Genomic DNA, 22,420 nt, shown 5'->3' on the forward strand with positions numbered 1-22,420 from the left:
TCCATGAAAACCACCCTCAAAAACCTCACCCGCGCCACGCTGCTGGCCTGGGGCCTGGCAGCCGGTGCCACGGCCATGGCGCAAAACGCCATCTGCTACAACTGCCCGCCCGAATGGGCCGACTGGGGCAGCCAGATCAAGGCCATCAAGGCAAAGACCGGCATTACCGTGCCACCAGACAACAAGAACTCCGGCCAATCGCTGGCCCAGCTGGTGGCAGAAAAAGCCAGCCCCGTGGCGGATGTGACCTACCTGGGCGTGACCTTTGCCATCCAGGCGCAAAAGGACGGCGTGGTGGCTGCCTACAAGCCCGCTGCATGGGCCGAGATTCCCGATGGCCTGAAGGACCCTGCAGGCCACTGGTTCACCATCCACTCGGGCACCCTAGGCTTCATGGTCAATGTGGATGCCTTGAAGGGCAAGCCTGTGCCGCAGTCCTGGGCGGACCTGCTCAAGCCCGACTACAAGGGCCTCATCGGCTACCTGGACCCGGCCTCGGCCTTCGTGGGCTATGTGGGCGCTGTGGCAGTGAACCAGGCGCGCGGCGGCACGCTGGACAACTTCGGCCCTGGCATCGACTACTTCAAGGCGCTGCAGAAGAACGAGCCCATCGTTCCCAAGCAAACGTCTTACGCCCGTGTACTGTCGGGCGAGATCGCGATCCTGCTGGACTACGACTTCAACGCCTACCGCGCCAAGTACAAGGACAAGGCCAATGTGCAGTTTGTGATCCCCACTGAAGGCACGGTGGTGGTGCCCTACGTGATGAGCCTGGTGGCCAACGCGCCGCACGCCGACAACGGCAAGAAGGTGCTGGACTTTGTGTTGTCGGACGAAGGCCAGGCGCTGTGGGCCAATGCCTACCTGCGCCCCGTGCGCTCCAGCGCCATGTCCAAGGAGGTGCAGGCCCGCTTCCTGCCTGCCAGCGAATACGCACGCGCCAAAACGGTGGACTACAGCAAGATGGCCGCAGTGCAAAAGGCCTTCTCGGACCGCTACCTGAAAGAAGCCCAGTAAGCCGGGGCGAGCTGGAGAGATGCACATGCGCCACAACAGCTTTGCTCCATCCCGCGCGCTGCTGCTGGCGTGTACCGCACCTGCCGTGGCATTCTTTGCAGCGTTCTGGCTGCTGCCCATCGTGCAGCTGATTGCGCTGCCCGCCAGCAAGGGCTGGGAGACCTACTTGGTGGTGCTCACCCACCCGCGCTACCTGCAAAGCCTGCTGCAGACACTGGGGCTGTCCCTGGCGGTGACGCTGGCCACCCTGGTGCTGGGCGCGGCCGTGGGCATCACGCTGGCGCGGCACCGTTTTACAGGGCGGCAGCTGCTGCTGTCGCTGCTGACGTTGCCGCTGTCGTTTCCAGGCGTGATCATTGGTTTTTTCATGATCTTGCTCGGTGGCCGCCAAGGCCTGGTGGCCGACCTGACGGACGCCCTGGGCCTGGGCCGCATCACGTTTGCCTACGGCCTGGCCGGGCTGTTCCTGGCCTATCTGTACTTCTCGCTGCCACGGGCCGTTGCGACCTACACAGCGGCGGCCGGGGCCATGGATGCGGCACTGGAAGAAGCCGCCCGCTCGCTGGGCGCGCCGCGCTGGCGGGTGGTGCGCGACGTGTGGGTGCCCGAACTCGCACCCACCACGATGTCGTGCGGGGCCATTGTGTTCGCCACGGCCATGGGCGCGTTTGGCACCGCGTTCACGCTGTCCAGCAAGTTCGAGGTGCTGCCCATCACCATCTACAACGAGTTCACCAACTACGCCAACTTTGCACTGGCCGCCAGCCTGTCGATCACCCTGGGGCTCATCACCTGGGTGGTGCTGTGGCTGTCCCGCCGTGTTGCGGGCCCGGCACCGGCTGCCGGGGCGTAACCACCACCATGCGCACGACCCAACAAGCCTCCTTCCCCCTGCTGGCGCTCACGGCGCTGGTGGCGGCGTTCATGCTCGCCCCCATCGCGCTGTCGGTGATGGCGGGGCTCGTCAACAACTACAGCACTGGCATTTCCAGCGGGCTCACCACACGCTGGCTGCACGAGGTGTGGGACCTGTACGGCGGCACCGTGGGCTGGTCGCTGGGCCTTGCGCTGCTGTGTGTGCTGGGCAACCTGCTGCTGGGCGTTCCCTGCGCGTATGCGCTGGCACGCAGCCGCTCGCGCGCCGCACGCCTGTTTGAAGAACTGCTGACCTTGCCAGTGGCCGTGCCCGGCCTGGCCAGCGCGCTGGCCTTGATCCTGGCCTACGGCACGCTGCAAGGCTTTCGCACCAGCTTTGCGTTCATCCTGGTGGGGCACATGGTGTTCACCCTGCCGTTCATGGTGCGCACCGTGGGCGCTGCATTCCAGCGCAAGGAACTGCTCTCGCTTGAAGAAGCGGCACGCTCGCTGGGTGCCAGCTTCGGGCAGCGCTTTCTGGGTGTGCTGGTGCCCGCCGTGTTGCCCGCCATCGTGGCGGGCAGCCTGATGGTGTTCACGCTGTCGGTGGGCGAATTCAACCTCACATGGATGCTGCACACCCCGCTGACCCGCACCCTGCCAGTAGGTCTGGCCGACAGCTATGCGTCCATGCGCATCGAGATCGGCTCCGCTTACACGCTGGTCTTTCTTATCGTCATCCTGCCCGTGCTGTGGGGCCTGCAGGCCGTCGGCACCCTGATCGAAAAACACCATGGAACTTGAACGCACGCGCGTGGAGATAAACCAATGCGCCAAAACCTACCCTGATGGCACGCGGGGCCTGCGGCCGACCGACCTCACTGTGGAGCCCGGCGAGGTCGTCGCCTTGCTGGGGCCATCGGGCTGCGGCAAGACCACACTGCTGCGCCTGATCGCCGGGCTGGAGGCGCCCGATGAAGGCAGCCGCATTGCCTTTGGCGGCACCGACGTGACGCGCCTGCCCATCGAGCAGCGTGGCATCGGCATGGTGTTCCAGCACTACGCCTTGTTCCCGCAAATGACGGTGGCAGCCAACATCGGCTACGGCCTCAAGATCCGCAACGTGCCCGAGGCCGAGCGCCGCCGCACCGTGGGCGAGCTGGTGGACCTGGTGCGCCTGCAAGGGTTGGAGCACAAGCGCCCCGCTGAACTCTCCGGCGGGCAACGCCAGCGTGTGGCCCTGGCCCGCGCCGTGGCGGTGCGCCCCCGCGTGCTGCTGCTGGACGAGCCCTTGACCGCGCTGGATGCCAAGCTCAAGGAGTCTCTGCGCGACGAACTGGCCGACCTGCTGCGGCGCCTGCACATCACCGCCATCCACGTCACCCACGACCAGCAAGAAGCCCTGGCCATTGCCGACCGCCTGGCGGTGATGCACGCGGGCCAGATCGTGCAGGTGGGCGATGGCGAGACGCTGTACCGCGCGCCCACCCACCCCTTTGTGGCGCAGTTTCTGGGCCGCGTGAACCGGCTCCAGCGGGACGCCGCCGCAAGCGCCCAGGCCGTGTTGATGCTGGGTGGGCTGCCTCTGCCCTGCCCTGCCGCCGTGCAGGCCCACACGGCCTTGCTCGTGCGGCCTGAAGACATCGAGGTGTCGGCCCTTCAAACTGGCTGGGGTCAGGCCGAAGTCACGCGCCGCAGCTTTCTGGGCGACCGCGTGCAACTGGTTCTGTCCCTGGCCGACCAGCCCCCGCTGATGGCCGATGTGCCGCGCGACCACCCCGCCCGCACGGGCGACACCGTGGGCGTGCGCATCGCCCCCGAGCGCCTCATGCCCTGCCACGAAACCAGCGACTGACCCAGCCAGCCCTACCCCGCCTGCACGCCTTTTAGCCATGACCACCACACTGCTGCTCCAACTGTCTGACCCCCACATCCGCGAGCCCGGCCGCCTGGCCTATGGCCGCATCAATACCGCGCCCTATCTGGCCGAGGCCGTGGCCAGCGTGAACCGGCTGCCGCAGGCGCCCCATGCCGCCGTCATCACTGGCGACCTGACAGACTTTGGCCGCGCCGCCGAATACGAGCACCTGCGCGCCCTGCTCACGCCGCTGAACATGCCGGTGTACCTGCTGCCCGGCAACCACGACAGCCGCGAGCAGATGCGCGCGAGCTTTCCGCAGCACCACTACCTGGGGTCCGAGGGCTTCATCCAGTACAGCGTGCCGGTGGGCGGCATGCAGCTCATCGCGCTCGATACCGTGGTGCCCGGCGCCAGCGAGGGCAGCCTGTGCACAGAGCGCCTGCAATGGCTGGAGGAAGAGCTGGCATGCCACACCAGCCGCCCGGTGGTGATCGCCATGCACCACCCACCGTTTCGCACGCTGATTGGCCACATGGACGACATCGGCCTGCGCGAAGGCGCCGATGCGCTCGAAGCCATCGTGGCCCGCCACCCACAGGTGGAGCGTGTGATCTGCGGGCACCTGCACCGGGCCATCCAGGTGCGGTTTGGCCGCACCATCGCGGCCACCGTGCCATCGCCCGCGCACCAGGTGCGGCTGGACCTGGCGCCCGACGCCGCCTCGGCCTGGATGCTGGAGCCGCCCGGCTTTGCGCTGCACGCCCTGCCTGCGGGGGGGCGGCTGGTCAGCCACACCGTGGCCAGCGGCCAATACGCGGGGCCCTACCCGTTTCATGACGGCGGGCAGCTGATCGACTGAAAAAACGGGCCCTGGCGACAAGACCTCCACCGCCGAGCACCCAGCCGCGACAGGGTCATCGCTGCACAACTCCTCAATCAGGAGTATGCTTATATGTCAGTTTTGTGACAAATGGTCCGGGTGCCGCAGTATTTTCTGCGCGCTCTTCATCCCGGAAGCCGAGCAGCCAGGCTCATGCCTCCCCGCCTGCCGCCGCCTACGGGCACAGAAATGAATGAAACCGCTTCCCTGCACGGGCGCCAGCTTTAACGCTTGCGTCGGCGCAGTGCATGGCGCATGCTCGTTTGGGTGGACACAAGAAGAAGAAACAACGGTTTTTCATGAAGCATCTCTTGAATCTGTTGGCAGCGGTGTCGCTGCTGATCTGGGGCACCCACCTGGTGCGCACCGGCATCCTGCGTGTCTTTGGCGCCAATTTGCGCCAGTTGATCGCGCACAGCGTCAGCAACCGGTTCACGGCCGTGCTGTCGGGCATCGGGGTGACCGCCGTGGTGCAGTCGAGCACGGCCACGGCGCTCATCGTGTCCTCCTTCGTGGGCCAGGGCCTGGTGGGCCTGCCCGCCGCGCTGGCTGTGATGCTGGGCGCCGACGTGGGCACCAGCGTGATGGCGGTGGTGTTCTCGATGGATTTGTCCTGGCTGTCGCCCCTGTTCATCTTCGCGGGTGTGGTGCTGTTCATCTCGCGCAAGGACACGGCCGTGGGTCGGGTGGGCAGGGTGCTGATCGGCCTGGGGCTGATGCTGCTGGCGCTGCGCCTCATCACCGAATCGACCACGGTGCTCACCCAGTCACCCACGGTGCGTACGCTGCTCGGGGCGCTGACCAGTGACCTGCTGCTGGAGATCTTCACCGGCGCCATCCTGGCCATCGTGGCGTATTCGAGCCTCGCCACCGTGCTGCTCACCGCCGCGCTGGCAGGCTCCGGCGGCATCCCGCCCGACGTGGCGCTGGGCCTGGTGCTGGGTGCCAACCTCGGCAGCGGCGTACTGGCGGTGCTGACCACGATGAAGGCCAACGTGCAAACGCGCCAGGTGCCACTGGGCAACCTGTTCTTCAAGATCATTGGCGTCATCATCATGACCCCGCTCACCGGGCTGTGGCTGCAGCATGTGCGCCCCTACGTGCCCGAAATCGCAGCACTGGTGGTGCTGTTCCACCTGGCATTCAACGTGGTGGTGGGCATCATCTGCATCGGCCTGACGGGCACAGTGGCGCGCGTGGTGCAACGCCTGCTGCCGAAGGAAAAGGCGCAGGCTGCGGGCACCCGACCCCAGCATCTGGACCCCTCTGCCCTGGCCACGCCCTCGCTAGCCATCTCGTGCGCCGCGCGCGAGGCCCTGCACCAGGCCGACGTGGTCGAATCCATGCTGCTGGGCCTGCACAAGGTGATCCGCACCGACGACCTACAGCTGGCGCAGGACCTGCGCAAACTGGACGACGAGGTGGACGGCCTGTACTCGGCCATCAAGTACTACATGACCAAGATCTCGCGCGAGGCCCTGGATGAACGCGAGGGCCGCCGCTGGGCCGACATCATCAGCTTCACGATCAACATGGAGCAGATCGGCGACATCATCGAGCGCGTGCTGATCGACATCGAGGACAAGAAGATCAAGAAGGGTCGCCAGTTCTCCGAAGCGGGCATGGAAGAAATCAACGAACTGCACGCCCGCCTGATCGACAACCTGCGCCTGGCGATGAGCGTGTTCCTCAACGGCAGCGTGCGCGATGCGCAAAAGCTGCTCGAAGAAAAAGCCCGCTTTCGCGACCTGGAACACGCGTATTCCGCCACCCACCTGGCGCGCCTGTCGGACAACACGGTGCAAAGCATCGAGACCAGTTCGCTGCACATCGACCTGATCAGCGAACTCAAGCGCATCAACTCGCTGCTGTGCTCGGTGGCCTACCCGATTCTGGAATCGGCCGGAGCACTGGCGCCCAGCCGGCTAAGGGCGATGGCGGACCAGGCTTGAGAAGCGCCTTCAGCAGAAATTCAAGCCTTTTCTGGTCTCTAGCGCTTTATCCATAAGCGCTAAAAGCTATTATTTTTATAGCAACACCTCACCACCGTCGCTGTGCGGCGTTGTCTCGCCGTCACTCCACGTCCGCCACGTAGCGCTGCAGCCCCGTCCACAACGCATCCAGCGTGACCTTGCAGCGCGGGCTGGCGCGCAGGTCTTCGTGCATCACCACCCAGGTTTCCAGCCCGTACACAAACTGCTGTGGCAACACATGCACCAGCGCCGGGGTGCTACGGCGCGCCAGTGCCACCTGGCAAACGCCAATGCCGCCCCCGGCGCGCATGAAAGCCAGTTGCGCCACATCGCTGTCGCTGCGCACTGCAAACTGGTCGCGCCGCCACGCGGGCACCGCCTTTTGCGCGGCGCGCAAAAAGGGCGTTTCTGCATCAAAACCAATCAGGCGGTGGTGCGCGAGGTCGGCCAGCGTCTCGGGCACGCCGTGCGCCTGCAAGTAGCTGGGGTGGGCGTGCAGTCCCAAGGGAATGCTGCCGACGCGGCGGGCGATCAACGCGTCCTGGCGGGGCTCGGTCATGCGGATGGCGATGTCGGCCTCGTGCTGCAGCAGGTCCTGCACGCGGTTGCTGAGCACCAGTTCCACCGTCAGCTCCGGGTGCTCGGCCTGCAGTTGCGCCAGAACGGGCGGCAGCACCTCCACGCCGATCACCTCGCTGGCAGTCACCCGCACCGTGCCCCGCACGCCGCCGCCATGGCTGTCGGCTGCGCGCACCAGGGCAGCGGCGGTGTGGCCCATGGCTTGCGCGTAGGGGCGCAGCGCCAGCGCCGCCTCGGTCGGCAGCAGGCCCTGCTGCGAGCGGGTGAACAGCACCAGTCCCAGCGCCTGCTCCAGCGCCGCAATGTGGCGCCCCACCGTGGGTTGTGTCACCCCCAGCGCGCGGGCTGCGCCCGAGAGCGACCCCTCTTGCACCACGCCCAGATACGAGCGGTACAGCTCCCAGCCAATGTCTTTGTGTCCAGGTTGTGTCATACATAAATGTATAGCTATGCACTGATTTTCGGCAATTCCATTTCACAACACCCACGACCACACTGCATCCATCACCACTTTTTTTGGAGCAAAACATGGCAAACGCAGGCAATACGGTTCTGGTTCTCGGCGCGACCGGGGGCATCGGTGGCGAAGTGGCGCGGCAGCTGCGCGACCGGGGATGGCAGGTGCGCGCACTGCACCGGGGCGTGGCGCAGGCCGGGGAGCAACGCGACGGCATGGCATGGATTCGCGGCGACGCGATGCGGCGCGAGGACGTGGTGGCCGCTGCCGCAGGCTGCGACGTGATCGTGCACGCGGTCAACCCGCCCGGCTACCGGCGCTGGAGCGAGCTGGTGCTGCCGATGATCGACAACACCATTGCGGCGGCCACCGCAGTGGGTGCCACCGTGGTGCTGCCCGGCACGATCTACAACTACGGGCCCGACGCCTTCCCGGTGCTGCGCGAGTACTCACCGCAGCGCCCCCACACCCGCAAGGGCACTGTGCGCGTGGAGCTGGAGCGGCGCCTGCAGCAGGCGACCCAGCCCCACCCGCTGAGTGCGGGCACCTGCCGCGTGCTCATCGTGCGGGCGGGGGACTACTTTGGCCCCCAGGTGGGCAACAGCTGGTTCTCGCAAGGCCTCGTCAAGCCCGGCCAACCCGTGAAGGCGGTGAACCTGCCCGGCGCACCCGGCGTGGGCCACCAATGGTCATACCTGCCCGACGTGGCGCGCACCATGGTGCAGTTGCTGGAGCGCCGCGCCACACTGCCCGCGTTTGCACGCTTTCACATGGCCGGGCACTGGGACGCCGACGGCACGCAGATGGCCGCCGCGATTGGCCGCACCGTGGTGGCACATGGTGGTGCGGCCCCGCACGTGCGGGCCTTTCCGTGGTGGCTGGTCACACTCGCCTCGCCGTTTGTGGCCACGCTGCGCGAACTGCGGGAGATGCGCTACCTGTGGAGGCAACCGGTGCGCATGGCCAACGACCCGCTGCGCGCCGTGCTGGGCGAAGAGCCCCACACGCCGCTGGACGCGGCGGTGCAGGCCACGCTGTTGGGTCTGGGCTGCCTGCCAGGGGCCAAAGCGCCGCTCACAGCCCCAGGAAACCCGCAATCACCAGCCCGGCTTCCAGCGTGAACCGGCCCTGGGCAACCTGCGCGCGCACCTCTTCCAAGGGCAGCAGTGCAAACTCGTCCACCTCGCCGTCCTGGTTGTCGGGCGCCATGCCCTCTGGCACCACGGCGCGGAACCAGTCGATGCGCTCGACCATGTACCCCGCGCCGCCCCCCTCGCTGCTGGGGCGGCTGAACAGCACATGGCCACCGTGCGCCACGCCGGCAAGGGTGTGCACATGCAGCCCGGCTTCTTCCCAGGTCTCGCGCACCAGAGCTTGGGGCAACGAGTCGGCGGCCGAGATCATGCCGCCCATCAGCGTGTCCCACAGGCCTGGGTCGTTGGGTTTGTTCAGCGAACGCTTTTGCACCCACATGCGCCCATCGGGCGCCAGGCCCACCAGGTGCACGGCGCAGGTGGTGATGCCCAGCACACGCACGGCACCCCGCTCCACGGTGCCCACGACTTCGCCGCTGGGGTTGGTCACCGCCAGTTGCTCGTTGCGCCACGGGCCACACAGGTTGGCGTCGCGCAGCGCTTCGGCCAGGGTGTTCAGGGCATCGGTGGTGGCGTTGACGTTGGCATCAGAGGCCGCTTGGGGCGGCAGGTGCAGACTCCATGCAAGGGCGCCGCCATGCTCACCCATTGATAGCTGGTAGCGCTTATCCAATAAGCGCTGGAGGCTTATTCTGCTTAGAAATCCTTCCGCCACCGACCCTACCACCTGCCCCGCCACCCGCAGGGGTTGGCGTGGCTGGCGGGCGGGCTGGTGCGCCAGTTGCAGCGCGCCCACCAGCCACTGGTCGAACGATGCGCCGGGGTAGGAGGCTGTCACAGCGTGAGGATGGTGCAGCCCGTGGTCTTGCGTGCTTCCAGGTCGCGGTGCGCCTGCTGCACGTCGGCCAGCGGGTAGCGCTGGTCGATGTGGATCTTCACCTGTCCACTGGCCACCACGGCAAACAGGTCGTCAGCCATGGCCTGCGTGCTTTCGCGCGTGGCGATGTGGGTGAACAGCGTCTGGCGCGTGACGTAGAGCGAGCCCTTGGCGCCCAATGAACCCGGCGCAAACGGTGCCACGGGGCCCGAGGCGTTGCCAAAGCTGGCCATGAGGCCAAAGGGACGCAGGCATTCGAGTGACTTGTCCCAGGTGTCCTTGCCCACCGAGTCGTACACCACCTTCACGCCCTTGCCGCCGGTGATCTCTTTGACCCGGGCTGCGAAATCTTCTTTTTGATAGTTGATGGCATGCGCCGCGCCGTTGGCCAGGGCGAGCTGGCACTTGGCATCCGTGCCTGCCGTGCCGATGAGCTGCAGGCCCAGCGCCTTGGCCCACTGGCTGGCGATCAGGCCTACCCCACCCGCAGCGGCGTGGAACAGCACATGGTCGCCGGGCTGCAGGCCTTCCACGGGCAGCGTCTTCTTGAGCAGGTACTGCGCCGTCAGGCCCTTGAGCATCATGGCCGCGCCCGTCTCAAAGCTGATGGCATCGGGCAGCTTGCACACACACTTGGCGGGCATCACCCGCACTTCGCAATAAGCGCCGGGGGGCTGGCTGGCGTAGGCAGCGCGGTCGCCCACCTTCAGGTGCGCAACGCCCTCGCCCACGGCTTCGACCACGCCCGCGCCTTCCATGCCGATGGTGGCGGGCATGTTCAGGGGGTACAACCCCGTGCGGTGGTACACGTCGATGAAGTTCAGGCCGATGGCGTGGTGGCGGATGCGGATCTCGCCGGGGCCGGGCTCGCCCACGGTGACGTCAACGATGTGAAGTTCTTCGGGACCACCGTGCTGGCGGATCTGGACGGCAAGGCTCATGGCAAAACGCTCCTGGATAACGGGTGTTGAACGGGTCCCCAACGGGCATGGATGGGGCCTGTAACGGGCGAGACAAACGGCGGCCATCCTGCCATGAATCTGAAAGCCTTGTCCTGCCCTGCACCGTTACAGTGCAGCCCATGACTCAAAGACTCACGCCCGGTACGGCGGCGCTGCTGGTGATACCGCCGCTGCTGTGGGCTGGCAACGCCGTCACAGGCCGGCTGGTGCACGACCTGATCCCGCCCATCACGCTCAATTTCATCCGCTGGGTGCTGGCTTTCTTCATCCTGCTGCCGCTCGCGTACAACGTGCTGCGCAAGGACAGCCCGCTGTGGCCCCACTGGCGCCGCTATGCACTGCTAGGGCTGCTCGGCATTGGCCTGTACAACGCGCTGCAGTACATGGCGCTGCAGACTTCCACGCCCATCAACGTGACGCTGGTGGGCTCCAGCATGCCGGTGTGGATGCTGGCCGTGGGGGCGCTGTTCTTTGGCGCGACGGTCACGCGGCGGCAACTGCTGGGCGCGCTGCTGTCGATGTGTGGCGTGCTGCTGGTGCTCAGCCGGGGCGAGTGGTCGCAGCTGCTGGCTTTTCGCCTCGTGCCAGGCGATGTGTTCATGCTGCTGGCCACCATCTCGTGGGCGTTCTACAGCTGGCTGCTGTCGCGCACCAGCGAGCCCGCCCGCATCCGGGGCGACTGGGCCGCTTTTTTGATGGCGCAGATGGTGTTTGGCCTGGCATGGTCGGGCAGCTTCGCGGGCGTGGAATGGGCGATGGGCCACACCCACATCGCATGGGGCTGGCCGCTGATCGCAGCGCTGGCTTTCATCGCCGTGGGCCCCGCCGTGCTGGCCTATCGCTGCTGGGGCGTGGGTGTGGAGCGCGCCGGGCCTGCAGTGGCGGGCTTCTTCGTGAACCTCACCCCGCTGTTTGCGGGCATCCTGTCGGCCGCCTTTTTAGGGGAAACCCCACAGCTATTCCACGGTGTGGCATTCGCACTGATCGTGGGCGGGATCGTGGTGTCGTCGCGGCGATAGCGACAGGCGGGGTCAACCTGCTGCGCCTTCGGCCGAGGCTTGTGTTGCGGCTTTCTGCAACAAGACTTCGAGCTCCGATACCGGCCCGGGCATGCCCAGCAAATAGCCCTGAAAGAGCTGGCAGCCATAGTCTGCCAGCAGGGCTTTCTGCTGTGCGGTTTCCACACCTTCGGCAATCACATCCAGCTCCAGGTTGCGCGCCATGCCGATGATGGTCTGCACGATCACGTCGTCGGTGTGCCGCACACCCAGGTTGCGCACAAACGACTGGTCGATCTTGAGCTGGTCCAGCGGCAGCCGCGTGAGGTAGGCCAGCGACGAGTAGCCCGTGCCGAAGTCGTCCACCGAAAAGCGCACACCCTTGGTCTTGAGCAGGCCCATCTTGGCAATGGTGTCGTCCACGTTGTCCAGCACCAGCGACTCGGTCAGCTCCAGCTTGAGCAGGTGGGGCCGCGCGCCGGTCTCGCGCAGCACCTCAACTACGCGGGCCACGAAGTCGCGCTGGCGGAACTGCCGGGCGCTCACGTTGACCGACAGCGGCACATGCCGGTAGCGGGCATCGTTCTCCCACGCCGCCAGCTGCTCGCACGCGGTGCGCAGCACCCAGTGGCCCATGGGCACGATGAGTTCGCTTTCTTCTGCCACGCCAATGAAGGCGCTCGGCGCAATCAGGCCGCGCTCGGGATGGATCCAGCGGATCAGCGCCTCGGCGCCCACGATGCGCCCGTCCAGATGGAACTGGGGCTGGTAGTGCAGCGCGAACTGCCGCGCGGCCAGCGCGGCCTGCAGATCCCCCTCCAGCTGCGCGCGCACGCTGATGGCAATCTGCATCTGCGGATCGAAAAAACACAGCGCATTGCGGCCCTGCGACTTGACCTGGTACATGGCGATGTCGGCCTGTTTGAGCAGATCGACCGAGGGCTGCAGCGCCCCGCCCATGAGCGTGGCCCCGATGCTGGGCGTGCTGTGGTGGCTGAGCCCGGCCAGCGAGTACGGCATGTTGAGCGTGCGCAGGATCTTTTCGCCCACGCGGCGCGCATAGGCAGCCGCCTCTTCGCTGTGCAGCGACAGCTCGTGCAGCATGACCACGAACTCGTCTCCCCCCAGGCGCGCCACGGTGTCCTCGCGGCGCACGCAGGTCTTCAGGCGCTCTGCCACCTGGCGCAGCAGCATGTCGCCCACCTCATGGCCCATGGTGTCGTTCAGCGTCTTGAAGTGGTCCAGATCCAGGAACAGCAAGGCCCCGTACTGCCCGCTGCGCACACTGGCCGCAATCACCTGCTGCATGCGGTCCATCAGCAGCCGGCGGTTGGGCAGATTGGTCAGAGGGTCGTAGAAGGCCAGGCTCTCAATCTCAGCGCTGGCGCGGCGCAGGGCCGTCACGTCGTGGTAGGTGATGACCAGCCCGCCTTCGGGCGTGGGCCGTTCGGTGATCTGGATCGTGCGGCCATTGGGCAGCACCTGCTCATGGGGCTCATGGTGCTGGTTCTGCTTGAGCAGCCGCAGCTCCACCCAGCGCATGCGTTCTTCCTCGCTGGCGCGCGGCAGATGGTGCCGGGCGGTCTCTTCCATCACGCGCCGAAACGGCACCATGGGCGCCATCACGGCGCGCAGCCAGGGGAAAATTTCCTCAAACCGGCTGTTCCATTGCACCACGCGCTGCTCGCCGTCGAGCAGAACAAAACCACTCACCATCGACTCCAGTGCCTGGTCGAGGGTGGCCTTGGACTGCGCAATGGCAAGCCGCGCCTGGGACATGCGGTCCAGGTAGCGCAGCGCCAGGTTGCCCGCTGCCACGATCATGGCCACAAACAACAGACCCGTCAGTGCAATGGCGTTGCGCTGGTCGCGCCAGCCTGCCAGCGCATCGCGCAGCGGAATGCTCGCCGAGATGCGCAGGTCCTGGTACAGGATGGGTCGGTAGACCACCAGCGCCGGCTCGCCACTCAAGCGGGCGGGTGCCTTCCACGCCTGCCCCAGGGCGGCCACCTCCTGCAGTGGCGGGGACAGCACGGGCGTGATCGCCTCTTCGCGGTTGGGCGCGCTCAGCAGCAGCAGCCCTCCGGCACGCTCCAGCGTCACTTGCAGGCCTGTGATGTCCACACCCTGGACCAGCACCGAGCTGAGCGCCCCCACCGGCAATTCGGCAATGGCCACCACAAGGGAACTGTCGGCCATGCGCAGGTGGCGCGCAAAATACAGCACGCGCTCGGCAGTCGCAAAGCTCACCACCGGCGGGCTGATCATCAGGGTGGAAACGGGCTGCTCCAGCACAGACGCCAGAAAACCGGGAGGCAGCTGCAGCGGCAGCGCACTGCCAGCCGCATCGGAAGAGGCGATGGTCTTGCCGTTCGCGTCCAGCAGCGCCACATAGCGCACCATCAGGTTCTGCCGAGCGGAGCTGCGCAGGCGCTGGCTTGCAAGGTCAGGGTCCACCCATTCGCTCATCGAACCCGACAGGCCCAGCAGTTCGTCCATGCTGGCCAGCAGCACGTCCACCGCCAGCAGGGAACGATTGAGCGCCGCTTCGGCACCCGCCACAAAACGGGTGGCCTGGGCTTCGTAATCGTCCAGCGCCACCTTGCGGGCGTTCCATACCAGCGCGGCAGACACCATCACCACCGCCGCAATGAACACCGCCGCCCCGGCCCATACAAAGGCCCTGATGCGCAGTGGGGTCGTGGTATCCCTCATTTCGCCGGGGCCGCAGCCAGGCCACGGACGGGACCGATCGTCTGGTTCCACACCTGGGCGCAACGCGGCCCGCAGCGCTGCACCCAGCGCGGCAGCACGGTGGAGGCAAGGATCTCCTGGCGGCTGCGTTCATCCTGCGCAGACACCGGCACCACCACCATGCTGCCCTTGCGTCCCCCCACACAGGCGGGGATGCCACGGTTGCAGGCCATGCCGTCGGAGGTTTCGCGCTCGGACTCCTCCCAGATGGCGGCCTCCAGCCGGGGCAGCTCGCGCCGCAGCAGGGCCCGCAGATCGGGTGGCAGCGCCTCCCAGGCGGCCTTGTTGGCGCTGAACACCGCCAGTCCCCAAGTCACGGGCAGCGCATGCACATGGGAGGTCATGGTATGCAGCCCCAGCGTGTTGCCCGACATGGTGCCGGTGATGGCGCACTCGGTATTGCCCGCCGTGAGGCTGGGCACGATCTGCGCGAAGCCAGTCAGCACGGGGATGCCGCCGAGCGCCCCGACAAAATCCGCCTGGGTGGATGACGACACGCGCGTGCGGCGCCCGGCCAGATCGGCCAGCCCGCGCAGGGGCTTCTTGCAAAACACCACCTGGGCCGGATACACATACATCGCCAGCGCCTCCACGCCGTGCTGGTCACGCAGACTCTTCTCCAGGTAAGGGCGAAACGCCGCCAGCGTGGTCTTGAGCGTGGCAATGTCGGGGTTCAGCCCCGCCAGATCGGGTGCGGTGTACTCGGGGTACTGGGCCGTGAACGAGCTCATGAGCGTGGTGCCAAAAGGCACCACACCCAGCTGCAGCAGGCGCAGCATTTCGGCGCCAGGCACGCCCGCTCGGTCAAAGGGCACGATTTCAGCGTCAAACCGGCCACCGCTCAAGCGGAGCAGTTCCTTGCTCCAGAAGGGCTCTTCCTGCCGGGTGTACTGGTTGATACCTGCCAGCCCCCCCACGATGCGCAGCTTGTAGGGCGCAGTGGCCGCTGCCGGGGTGGCCGCAGGCTGGCCCACAGCCTGTGGCGAACAACCCAGCGCGGCCCATGCCACGCACAGTGCAGCGATGCGGTGCAGAAGGCGGGAAGTCACAGCGGGTTTGGGCTGCATGGCAACTTCTGGCTCGTCAACCGGGGGGCAGTGGACGGCCACCGCCGCGCACCCTTCATGCCCAGGGCCATGCCAGCGCCCCAGCGGCATCCATGGATCGCATAGAGGTCTGGAAGGCCGCCCTGGGGAGGGATGCGCGGTGTCATGTTCCGGTACTTTCGGGTTGGAATGCTGGGGCACCATTCTTCACCAAGTTTTCCCCCTCGGCGGGCAAAGCTGTCTGCAAAACGCCACGCCCTGCCGCCAGGGAATCTCCTTCGCCCGCCAGTGACCACAGACGACGGGTTGACCTTCTGTCTCAACCCGGGTCAGAAGGTCCCAGGATAAGCGCCGCCGTCCGCCAGCACGTTCTGCCCGGTCATATAACCCGCCTGCTGGCTGCACAGGAAAGCGCAGATGGCACCAAACTCCTGCGCCGTGCCATACCGCCCTGCCGGAATCTGGGCCTGCTGTTGCGCGCGAACATCGTCCACGCTCTTGCCAGCCTTACCGGCAGCAGCGGTCACGGTGGCGGCCAGTCGGTCGGTGTCGAACTTGCCGGGCAAGAGGTTGTTGATGGTGACGCCCCGTGCAGCGATCTTGCTGCGCGAGACCCCCGCCACAAAGCCCGTGAGCCCGCTGCGCGCGCCGTTGGACAGGCCCAGGATGTCGATGGGCGCCTTCACCGCGCTGGAGGTGATGTTGACGATGCGGCCAAAGCCTCGCGCAGCCATGCCGTCCACTGTGGCCTTGATCAGTTCGATGGGGGTGAGCATGTTGGCGTCCACGGCCTTGATCCATGCATCGCGGTCCCAGTCGCGGAAGTCGCCCGTGGGCGGGCCGCCGGCATTTGTCACCACGATGTCAAAGTCACGGCCCGGGCCACCTGTCACGGAGAACACGGCAGCACGGCCCTCGGCGGTGGTGATGTCAGCAGCTACCGCCAGCACCGTCGGTTTGGAGCTTTTTTGGCCGCCAGCGCTTTCCTGCATTGCGCCTTCAGCTACCAATTGTGTAGCAGCCTGCTCCAGCGCCTGGGCATTGCGGGCGTTGATGACCACATTGACGCCCTCACGCACCAGGGCCAGCGCACAGCCATAGCCCAAACCCTTGCTCGCGCCACACACCAGCGCCCATTTGCCTGCGATACCCAAATCCATAACAATCTCCGGTTCTGCTGCAAGCCGCAGCATTCACAGATCATCATAAGTGGAGAGCTGCAACATGAATTGGCTGCACCGCGGAGCCCTGGCCACCTGGCTGGCATGGGCCGCATTGGCACCCCTGGCAGGTAGCGCGCATGCGCAGGAGGCGGCCGTGGTCAAGCGTGCCACCCAGTTGCGCGACACCCCCGCCGACAGCGGTGCGAGCGTGGCCCCGCTGGAGGCCAACACCGTGGTCACGCGCAGCAACGAGCGCAAGGGCCCCTGGACCAAGGTGAGCACACAGCAAGGCGCCACCGGCTGGGTGCACATGTTCGACCTGGGACCGCAGTCGGGGTCGGCCACGCCCACCAACAACGCCGCCACCAGCGGCCTGCGAGGCCTGGGCGGGCTGTTTGGCGGCAACAGCGGCTCCACCACCACGGCCACGTCCACGGTGGGCATTCGTGGCCTGGATGCTGAAGACATCGCCAATGCGCAGCCCAATCCTGCCGCCGTCGGCCGGGCAGAAAGCCTGCGGGTGAATGCCGACCAGGCGCGCCAGTTCGCCAGCTCGGCGTCCCTGCAATCCCGGGATGTGCCCGCCCTGGCGCAGCCCGCACTGCCCACATCCAGTCGGGGCTCCGGCAGCGGGTCCAGCAACCCCTCCGACCCCAACTACAGCCCTAACTGAGGAAATGGCCATGAACCGGAATTCCACCTGGAAACGCCGCGCGCAGACGGCAGCCTTGTGCGCGCTGCTCGCCGCAGCGCCCCTGGCCGCCCACAGCCAGAACGTGATGAACATCCTCAACTCCCTGGGGGGCGGGCTGGGCTCGGCCATCACGGGGGGCAAAGCCGCTCCGACGGCGCAGGGTGACGATCTGATCAGCCTGCTCACACAGTCGATGGAGAACATCGACGAGGCCAAGGAAATCGAGATCGGCCGCCAGCTGGCCGCCCTGCTGCTGGGCGCCAAGCCCGCCCACCCGGACATGGCACTGCAGCGCTATGTGAACCGCCTGGGCCGGTGGGTGAGCCTGCAGTCGTCGCGCCCTGGCCTGCCGTGGACCTTTGTGGTGCTGGACGACGCAGGCTACAACGCCTTTGCCGCGCCGGGCGGCTATGTGTTCGTGACCAAGGGGCTCATTGACCGCTGCGCCGACGAGTCCGAGCTGGCGGGCATCCTGGCGCACGAGATCACGCACGTGACCTCCAAACACCACCTCCAGGCCATCCGGCAAAGCGCCATGGCGGGGGTCGGCACGCAACTGCTGGCCTCGCAGATCCGCACCAGCAACATCGCCGGGCAGCTCGTCAAGGACCAGCTGCTGTCGCTGTTCCGCACCGTCTACACCAAGGGGCTGAGCCAGTCCGACGAATTCGAGGCGGACCGCACCGGGGTGTCGCTGGCGGCCAAGGCGGGTTTTGACCCCTACGGTCTGGTCTCAGTGCTGCAGCAGCTGCGCACCGTCACGCCGGACAACCCCATGTTCACGCTGACGATGTCCACCCACCCCGCCGCACAGGCCCGTCTGGATTACCTGGAGCAATCCATGGGCCGCCAGCTCGATGGGCTGGGCGGGTCGCGCGCATCGATTGCACAGCGCCTGGGCGGCAGTGCGCCTGCCAATGCTCCGGCACCCTCTGCCCGGCCTGCAGCGGCAAAGAAGGCGGGATAAGTCACCCCCAAGGAGAGCGCGCACCCGCTCTCCGCTGCCAGGTCAGGGCGCTTGGCGGCGCGCCAATTGGGTGAACACAAAAATACCCGTGATCACCAGTGCCGTGCCCGCAGCCACCCACACCGTGAACGGCTCACCCAGAATCCAGACCCCCATGAGGATGGTGGACAGCGGCCCCACCATGCCGGTCTGTGCGGTCATTCCAGCGCCCACGCGCTCAATGGCCATCATCACCATGAGCACGGGCGCAGCCGTGCAGAGCGTGGCGTTGAGGATAGACAGCCAGATCACCTCGGGCGCCACCACGGCAGCGCTGAAAGGCCGCAGCACCACAAACTGCAGCAGACACAGCAGGCACGCCACGGTGGTGGCCAGTCCCACCAGCCGCAGCGAACCCAGGCGCCGCACCATCTCGCCGCTGTAGACCAGATAGATGGCATAGCTCACCGCACTCAGGAACACCAGCAGGGTGCCCCAGGCTGCGTTGGTGCCCTGCAGATTGGCCTCGTGGCCGAACACCAGCACCACGCCGCAGTAGCTGATCAGCATGCCCACCGCCTGCCCCCAGGTGATGCTGCGCCGGTACAGCACCCAGCCCAGCATCACCACCAGCGTGGGGTTGAGATACAGGATCAGGCGCTCCAGGCTGGCACTGATGTAGGCCAGCCCTGCAAAGTCCAGAAAACTCGCCAGGTAGTAGCCCGTGAGCCCCAAGCCCAGCACACCCAGCCAGTCATTGCGGGTCAGTGGGGGCTTGCCCCGGCTGGCCCACCAGGCCATCACGGCAAAGATGGGCAGCGCAAACAGCATGCGGTACATGATGAGCGTGACCGCATCAACACCATGGCGGTACGCCAGCTTGACGATGATGGCCTTGCCGCTGAAGGCGATGGAGCCCAGCAGGGCCAGGGCGAGACCAGTTGCTACGTTTTTTGTAGCTGCTTGCGCTTGTTCAGATTGCGATGGAGCCACTTTTTTCTATATTCAGTTATTCATTGCGCTGCGCGACAGCACAGCCCATGAAACTGGCACGTCCTGACGCGAGGTGGCCGCGGAACTGGCTTTGCCAGGCCGCTGGCCGCGTCCCCCTCCCGTAGCGCGCAGCGCGTAGAGAGAGGGGGAAGGCGCGAAGCGACTCAGGGGGTGTTCCATCAATACCCCGCCACCTGGCCGTCGCGACGCGGATCGCTGGCGGCCAAATAGCCCTGCACCTTGGGGTCGCCCATGCGCCAGATGAACTGGCCGGCGCCAAAGTCCTGGTAGGAATCCTGGATCACCTCCATGCGGTGCCCCAGGCCCAGCAGGCCCTGCACCGTCGCGGCGGGCATGGCGGCCTCGACGTTGATCGACAGCCCTTCATTGAAGCGCCAGCGTGGTGCGTCGCAAGCCACCTGCGGGTTCTGGCCGTAGTCCAGCATGCGCACCAGGGTTTGCATGTGGCCCTGTGGCTGCATGTTGGCGCCCATCACTCCGTAGCTCATCACAGGCTGGCCGTTTTGCGTGAGGAAGGCGGGGATGATTGTGTGAAACGGTCGCTTGCCGGGCGCCACCAGGTTGGCTGGGTTGGGGCCCGCCGGGTCGGTGCTGAACGCCTGGCCCCGGTTCTGCAGGCTGATGCCAAAGGTGGGCTCCACACAACCCGAGCCGAAGCCCATGTAGTTGCTCTGGATGAAGCTCACCATCATGCCGTTTTCGTCGGCCGCAGTGAGGTAGATCGTGCCACCCTTGACCGGATTGCCAGCCCCGAAATCCTGCGCCTTGTTCATGTCGATGAGTTTGGCACGGGAGGCCAGGTACGCGTCATCGAGCATTTGCGCGGGGGTCACCTCCATGGACGATGGCTCGGCCACATGGCGGTACACATCGGCAAATGCGAGCTTCATGGCCTCGATCTGCAGATGCTGGGACGCTGCGCCATCCACGGGATGGCTCGCCAGATCGAATCGGTCCAGTATGCCCAGCGCAATCAGCGCTGCGATGCCCTGCCCGTTGGGCGGGATCTCGTGCAGGGTATAGCCTCGGTAGTTGCGGGCAATGGGCGTAACCCATTCAGGGCGGTGTGCTGCCAGATCCGCCAGCGTCAGGCTGCCGCCCTGGGCCTGCGAGAAGGCGACCAGCGCCTGGGCAATTTCGCCCCTGTAGAACGCCTGGCCCTGTGTGGCCCCGATGGCGCGCAGCGCACGGGCTGCGGCGGCAAACTGGAAGAGCTCACCCACCTGCGGCGCGCGGCCCCAGGGCATAAAGCTTTGCGCAAACCCCGGCTGCGACTGCAGTTCAGGCACTGCAGCAGCCCATTTTTGCTGCACCACCACCGGCACCAGGTAGCCACGCTCGGCAATCTCGGCGGCGGGCTCCATCAGCGCGGCAAAGGGCAGCTTGCCGAAACGCTCGGACAGAGCGACCCACGCGCTGACGGCACCCGGCACAGTGACGGAATCGATCCCGCGTTTGGGAGGGCTCGCCGGGCTCTTGCCGTAGCGGCTGTGAAAGTACCCGGGTGTCCAGGCCGCAGGGGCGCGGCCCGAGGCATTGAGCCCGTGCAGGGCCTGTCCGTCCCACAGGATGCAGAACGCGTCGCTGCCCAGCCCATTGCTCACGGGCTCGCAGATCGTCATGGCCGCTGCCGCCGCCACAGCAGCATCAACGGCATTGCCGCCCTGCTGCAGCATGCGCAGGCCCGCCTGGGCGGCCAACGGATGCGAGGTGGAAACCACATTGCGCGCAAACACCGGCAGGCGGGTGCTGGCATAAGGGTGGGTGTAGCTGAAGTGCATCGAGCCATTATGGGTCGCGTGCCATGTCCGCACACCGGGCGTGCGACAAGGGCCTGCCTGCCCGTAGGGCTTGGCCCCACCCCCAGCATCCCTGCTCAGCACTCAGCACGCCGCGGTGCGCTGAGCTGTCTTCTTGTGGATCCCTGCTAGCCGTGCTTGCGGAACACCCGGTGGTGCAGCCGCCTCAGCGACCACCACACGCCGCCCGCCACCACCGGAATGGCGATGGCCGCCGTGGTTTCCGGCGACAGGGGCCAACCAAGCTTCTGCGCCCCCTTGGCCAGGTAGCTCACCAGGCCCACGATGTAGTACGTGATGGCCGCCACCGACAGGCCCTCCACCGTGGACTGCATCTGCAGCTGCAAATCCTGCCGGTGGTTCATGGTGGTCAGCAGCGCCTGGCTGCTTTGCTGCTGCTCGATCTCCACGCGGGTGCGCAGCAGGTTGCTCATGCGCGAGACACGTTGCGACAGCGCATCCTGGCGCCGCGCCGCCCATTCGCAGGTGCTGCGTGCAGGCGTGAGGCGCCGGTCCATGAATTCCCGAATCGTCTGCATCCCGGCCAGGCGCGATTCGGCAATGTCCTGAATGCGCTTGTCCAGCAGTTCGAAGTACGCGCTGCTGGCCGAAAAACGCGAGTGGGTGGCCGCATACTGGCTCTCCACCTGCCCGGCCAGACGGGTCAGGCGGTCCAGCAGCGCAGGCTCTGCGTCGCGGTTGGCGGTGCGGATGGCGTCGGCCAGTTCGGCCAGTTCGCGTTCGGCAAAAGCCAGCACACTGGCGGCCTCGCGCGCAGCGGGCAGGCCCAGCAAGGCAGCCATGCGGTAGGTCTCGATTTCGAGCAGGCGCTGCACCAGGCGGCCCAGGCGGCGCTGCGTCATGCCGCCCGCGAGCAGCACCATGCGCGAGAACCCATCGGCGTGGATCGCAAAATCGGTGTAGACCTCGCCATGCCCGTCGGCCACCGTGGAGGCCACCAGCGTGTCCTCATGCAGCACATGCTTGACCAGCGACCCCGAACCAAAGGTGTGGGTGGGCAGTACCCACAGGTTCAGGCTGCACAGACAATGCCCGGGCAAAGCCGCCAGCCACCCGCGGGGCACCGCGTCTGCGGCGCTGGCCGGCTCCCGCTCGCCAAAGGCGTCGGCCGCCATGGGCACCATGAAGGTCCAGGACACAAATTCGGTGTGCAGCTCCCAGCGCATGCGGTAAGCCCCCAGGTCCATGCGCAGGTGCGTGGTGTCCGCATCGGGCAATGCCAGGTGGTGGTCGCGCAACAGAGCCGCCACATGGGCCCGGCTCGCTTCACGCCCTGCGGCATCGGCCAGCATCACGATGTGTGCAATGGCCAGCGGGGCCGTCATGGCTTCGGGCGGACGGGCGTGGATTTCGTTGTGCAGCATCGCCCGGTGGGGATGCTGTGGCAGATGGAATGGAGTGGACATGCGGGCCTCTTGCCCGCCATTGTG

19 protein-coding genes are annotated in these 22,420 nt (G+C 66.5%); 10 read left to right on the plus strand and 9 right to left on the minus strand.

Annotation, left to right across the window (positions count from 1 at the left end; all coding sequences use genetic code 11):
- Window positions 1-3: 3 nt before the first annotated feature.
- The 6 genes from ACT89O_RS18790 to ACT89O_RS18815 all read left to right on the plus strand — a co-directional run bounded on the left by ACT89O_RS18790 (window position 4) and on the right by ACT89O_RS18815 (window position 6,565).
- The gene (locus ACT89O_RS18790; protein ID WP_487260843.1) at window positions 4-1,017 is read left to right on the plus strand and encodes an ABC transporter substrate-binding protein; all 1,014 of its coding nucleotides are present in this window, start codon (window positions 4-6) and stop codon (window positions 1,015-1,017) included.
- A gap of 19 nt (window positions 1,018-1,036) precedes the next feature.
- On the plus strand, window positions 1,037-1,870 hold the full coding sequence (locus ACT89O_RS18795; RefSeq protein WP_487260844.1) for an ABC transporter permease: 834 nt from the start codon (window positions 1,037-1,039) through the stop codon (window positions 1,868-1,870).
- Window positions 1,871-1,878: 8 nt separating this feature from the next.
- A complete protein-coding gene (locus ACT89O_RS18800; protein ID WP_121420874.1) occupies window positions 1,879-2,676 on the plus strand; it encodes an ABC transporter permease in 798 nt (265 codons plus the stop codon).
- Window positions 2,666-3,727, plus strand: coding sequence for an ABC transporter ATP-binding protein (locus ACT89O_RS18805; RefSeq protein ID WP_487260845.1), 1,062 nt, complete (start codon window positions 2,666-2,668; stop codon window positions 3,725-3,727). The genes ACT89O_RS18800 and ACT89O_RS18805 overlap by 11 nt, the downstream gene beginning before the upstream one ends.
- Before the next feature lie 37 nt (window positions 3,728-3,764).
- A complete protein-coding gene (locus ACT89O_RS18810) occupies window positions 3,765-4,592 on the plus strand; it encodes a phosphodiesterase (RefSeq protein ID WP_487260846.1) in 828 nt (275 codons plus the stop codon).
- Between the two features lie 320 nt (window positions 4,593-4,912).
- Window positions 4,913-6,565, plus strand: coding sequence for a Na/Pi cotransporter family protein (locus tag ACT89O_RS18815; RefSeq protein ID WP_121422825.1), 1,653 nt, complete (start codon window positions 4,913-4,915; stop codon window positions 6,563-6,565).
- Window positions 6,566-6,686: 121 nt separating this feature from the next.
- Here the strand turns inward: ACT89O_RS18815 and ACT89O_RS18820 are convergent, their stop codons facing one another.
- Complete coding sequence (locus tag ACT89O_RS18820) at window positions 6,687-7,598, minus strand: LysR family transcriptional regulator (protein WP_487260847.1); 912 nt, start codon at window positions 7,596-7,598, stop codon at window positions 6,687-6,689.
- A 95-nt stretch (window positions 7,599-7,693) separates the two neighbouring features.
- On the opposite strand from ACT89O_RS18820, the gene ACT89O_RS18825 reads away from it, so the two are divergent.
- Window positions 7,694-8,743, plus strand: coding sequence for an NAD(P)H-binding protein (locus ACT89O_RS18825; protein WP_055401484.1), 1,050 nt, complete (start codon window positions 7,694-7,696; stop codon window positions 8,741-8,743).
- On the opposite strand, the gene ACT89O_RS18830 is transcribed toward ACT89O_RS18825, so the two are convergent.
- Window positions 8,697-9,554 carry an NUDIX hydrolase gene (locus tag ACT89O_RS18830; protein WP_487260848.1) on the minus strand — a complete coding sequence of 286 codons (858 nt, stop codon included), beginning with the start codon at window positions 9,552-9,554 and terminating at the stop codon, window positions 8,697-8,699. The genes ACT89O_RS18825 and ACT89O_RS18830 overlap by 47 nt on opposite strands.
- Window positions 9,551-10,534 (minus strand): quinone oxidoreductase family protein, encoded by a 984-nt coding sequence (locus ACT89O_RS18835; RefSeq protein WP_121505643.1) that lies wholly within the window; start codon window positions 10,532-10,534, stop codon window positions 9,551-9,553. Before ACT89O_RS18835 ends, ACT89O_RS18830 begins: the two co-directional genes overlap by 4 nt.
- A gap of 140 nt (window positions 10,535-10,674) precedes the next feature.
- Between ACT89O_RS18835 and ACT89O_RS18840 the strand changes: the two genes are divergently transcribed.
- Window positions 10,675-11,574, plus strand: a complete 900-nt coding sequence (locus tag ACT89O_RS18840) for a DMT family transporter (RefSeq protein ID WP_121505642.1) — start codon at window positions 10,675-10,677, stop codon at window positions 11,572-11,574.
- A 12-nt stretch (window positions 11,575-11,586) separates the two neighbouring features.
- Here the strand turns inward: ACT89O_RS18840 and ACT89O_RS18845 are convergent, their stop codons facing one another.
- From ACT89O_RS18845 to ACT89O_RS18855, 3 genes are all read right to left on the minus strand, one after another.
- Window positions 11,587-14,268, minus strand: coding sequence for a bifunctional diguanylate cyclase/phosphodiesterase (locus tag ACT89O_RS18845; protein ID WP_436129912.1), 2,682 nt, complete (start codon window positions 14,266-14,268; stop codon window positions 11,587-11,589).
- A complete protein-coding gene (locus ACT89O_RS18850; RefSeq protein ID WP_228896551.1) occupies window positions 14,265-15,374 on the minus strand; it encodes a TRAP transporter substrate-binding protein in 1,110 nt (369 codons plus the stop codon). Before ACT89O_RS18850 ends, ACT89O_RS18845 begins: the two co-directional genes overlap by 4 nt.
- 308 nt (window positions 15,375-15,682) lie before the next feature.
- Window positions 15,683-16,513, minus strand: a complete 831-nt coding sequence (locus ACT89O_RS18855) for an SDR family oxidoreductase (RefSeq protein WP_487256306.1) — start codon at window positions 16,511-16,513, stop codon at window positions 15,683-15,685.
- Between the two features lie 64 nt (window positions 16,514-16,577).
- Between ACT89O_RS18855 and ACT89O_RS18860 the strand changes: the two genes are divergently transcribed.
- Window positions 16,578-17,189, plus strand: a complete 612-nt coding sequence (locus ACT89O_RS18860; protein ID WP_121505639.1) for an SH3 domain-containing protein — start codon at window positions 16,578-16,580, stop codon at window positions 17,187-17,189.
- Between the two features lie 10 nt (window positions 17,190-17,199).
- Window positions 17,200-18,177, plus strand: a complete 978-nt coding sequence (locus ACT89O_RS18865; protein WP_487260849.1) for a M48 family metalloprotease — start codon at window positions 17,200-17,202, stop codon at window positions 18,175-18,177.
- Between the two features lie 42 nt (window positions 18,178-18,219).
- Here the strand turns inward: ACT89O_RS18865 and ACT89O_RS18870 are convergent, their stop codons facing one another.
- The 3 genes from ACT89O_RS18870 to ACT89O_RS18880 form a co-directional block, all read right to left on the minus strand.
- The gene (locus ACT89O_RS18870) at window positions 18,220-19,149 is read right to left on the minus strand and encodes a DMT family transporter (protein WP_487260850.1); all 930 of its coding nucleotides are present in this window, start codon (window positions 19,147-19,149) and stop codon (window positions 18,220-18,222) included.
- Between the two features lie 179 nt (window positions 19,150-19,328).
- Window positions 19,329-20,951 (minus strand): gamma-glutamyltransferase family protein, encoded by a 1,623-nt coding sequence (locus ACT89O_RS18875; protein WP_487260851.1) that lies wholly within the window; start codon window positions 20,949-20,951, stop codon window positions 19,329-19,331.
- Between the two features lie 146 nt (window positions 20,952-21,097).
- A complete protein-coding gene (locus tag ACT89O_RS18880; RefSeq protein ID WP_228896822.1) occupies window positions 21,098-22,354 on the minus strand; it encodes a DUF3422 family protein in 1,257 nt (418 codons plus the stop codon).
- Window positions 22,355-22,420: the final 66 nt, after the last annotated feature.

It is taken from the genome of Acidovorax sp. NN32, from assembly GCF_057597245.1.

Excerpts from the sequence above, each read along its gene's own strand:
- ACT89O_RS18875 (WP_487260851.1), bottom strand. The coding sequence starts at position 20,951 with ATGCACTTCAGCTACACCCACCCTTATGCCAGCACCCGCCTGCCGGTG.
- ACT89O_RS18835 (WP_121505643.1), bottom strand. The coding sequence starts at position 10,534 with ATGAGCCTTGCCGTCCAGATCCGCCAGCACGGTGGTCCCGAAGAACTT.
- ACT89O_RS18790 (WP_487260843.1), top strand. The coding sequence starts at position 4 with ATGAAAACCACCCTCAAAAACCTCACCCGCGCCACGCTGCTGGCCTGG.
- ACT89O_RS18805 (WP_487260845.1), top strand. The coding sequence starts at position 2,666 with ATGGAACTTGAACGCACGCGCGTGGAGATAAACCAATGCGCCAAAACC.
- ACT89O_RS18810 (WP_487260846.1), top strand. The coding sequence starts at position 3,765 with ATGACCACCACACTGCTGCTCCAACTGTCTGACCCCCACATCCGCGAG.
- ACT89O_RS18840 (WP_121505642.1), top strand. The coding sequence starts at position 10,675 with ATGACTCAAAGACTCACGCCCGGTACGGCGGCGCTGCTGGTGATACCG.
- ACT89O_RS18855 (WP_487256306.1), bottom strand. The coding sequence starts at position 16,513 with ATGGATTTGGGTATCGCAGGCAAATGGGCGCTGGTGTGTGGCGCGAGC.
- ACT89O_RS18820 (WP_487260847.1), bottom strand. The coding sequence starts at position 7,598 with ATGACACAACCTGGACACAAAGACATTGGCTGGGAGCTGTACCGCTCG.
- ACT89O_RS18850 (WP_228896551.1), bottom strand. The coding sequence starts at position 15,374 with ATGCAGCCCAAACCCGCTGTGACTTCCCGCCTTCTGCACCGCATCGCT.
- ACT89O_RS18860 (WP_121505639.1), top strand. The coding sequence starts at position 16,578 with ATGAATTGGCTGCACCGCGGAGCCCTGGCCACCTGGCTGGCATGGGCC.
- ACT89O_RS18825 (WP_055401484.1), top strand. The coding sequence starts at position 7,694 with ATGGCAAACGCAGGCAATACGGTTCTGGTTCTCGGCGCGACCGGGGGC.
- ACT89O_RS18800 (WP_121420874.1), top strand. The coding sequence starts at position 1,879 with ATGCGCACGACCCAACAAGCCTCCTTCCCCCTGCTGGCGCTCACGGCG.
- ACT89O_RS18865 (WP_487260849.1), top strand. The coding sequence starts at position 17,200 with ATGAACCGGAATTCCACCTGGAAACGCCGCGCGCAGACGGCAGCCTTG.
- ACT89O_RS18880 (WP_228896822.1), bottom strand. The coding sequence starts at position 22,354 with ATGCTGCACAACGAAATCCACGCCCGTCCGCCCGAAGCCATGACGGCC.
- ACT89O_RS18795 (WP_487260844.1), top strand. The coding sequence starts at position 1,037 with ATGCACATGCGCCACAACAGCTTTGCTCCATCCCGCGCGCTGCTGCTG.
- ACT89O_RS18815 (WP_121422825.1), top strand. The coding sequence starts at position 4,913 with ATGAAGCATCTCTTGAATCTGTTGGCAGCGGTGTCGCTGCTGATCTGG.
- ACT89O_RS18845 (WP_436129912.1), bottom strand. The coding sequence starts at position 14,268 with ATGAGGGATACCACGACCCCACTGCGCATCAGGGCCTTTGTATGGGCC.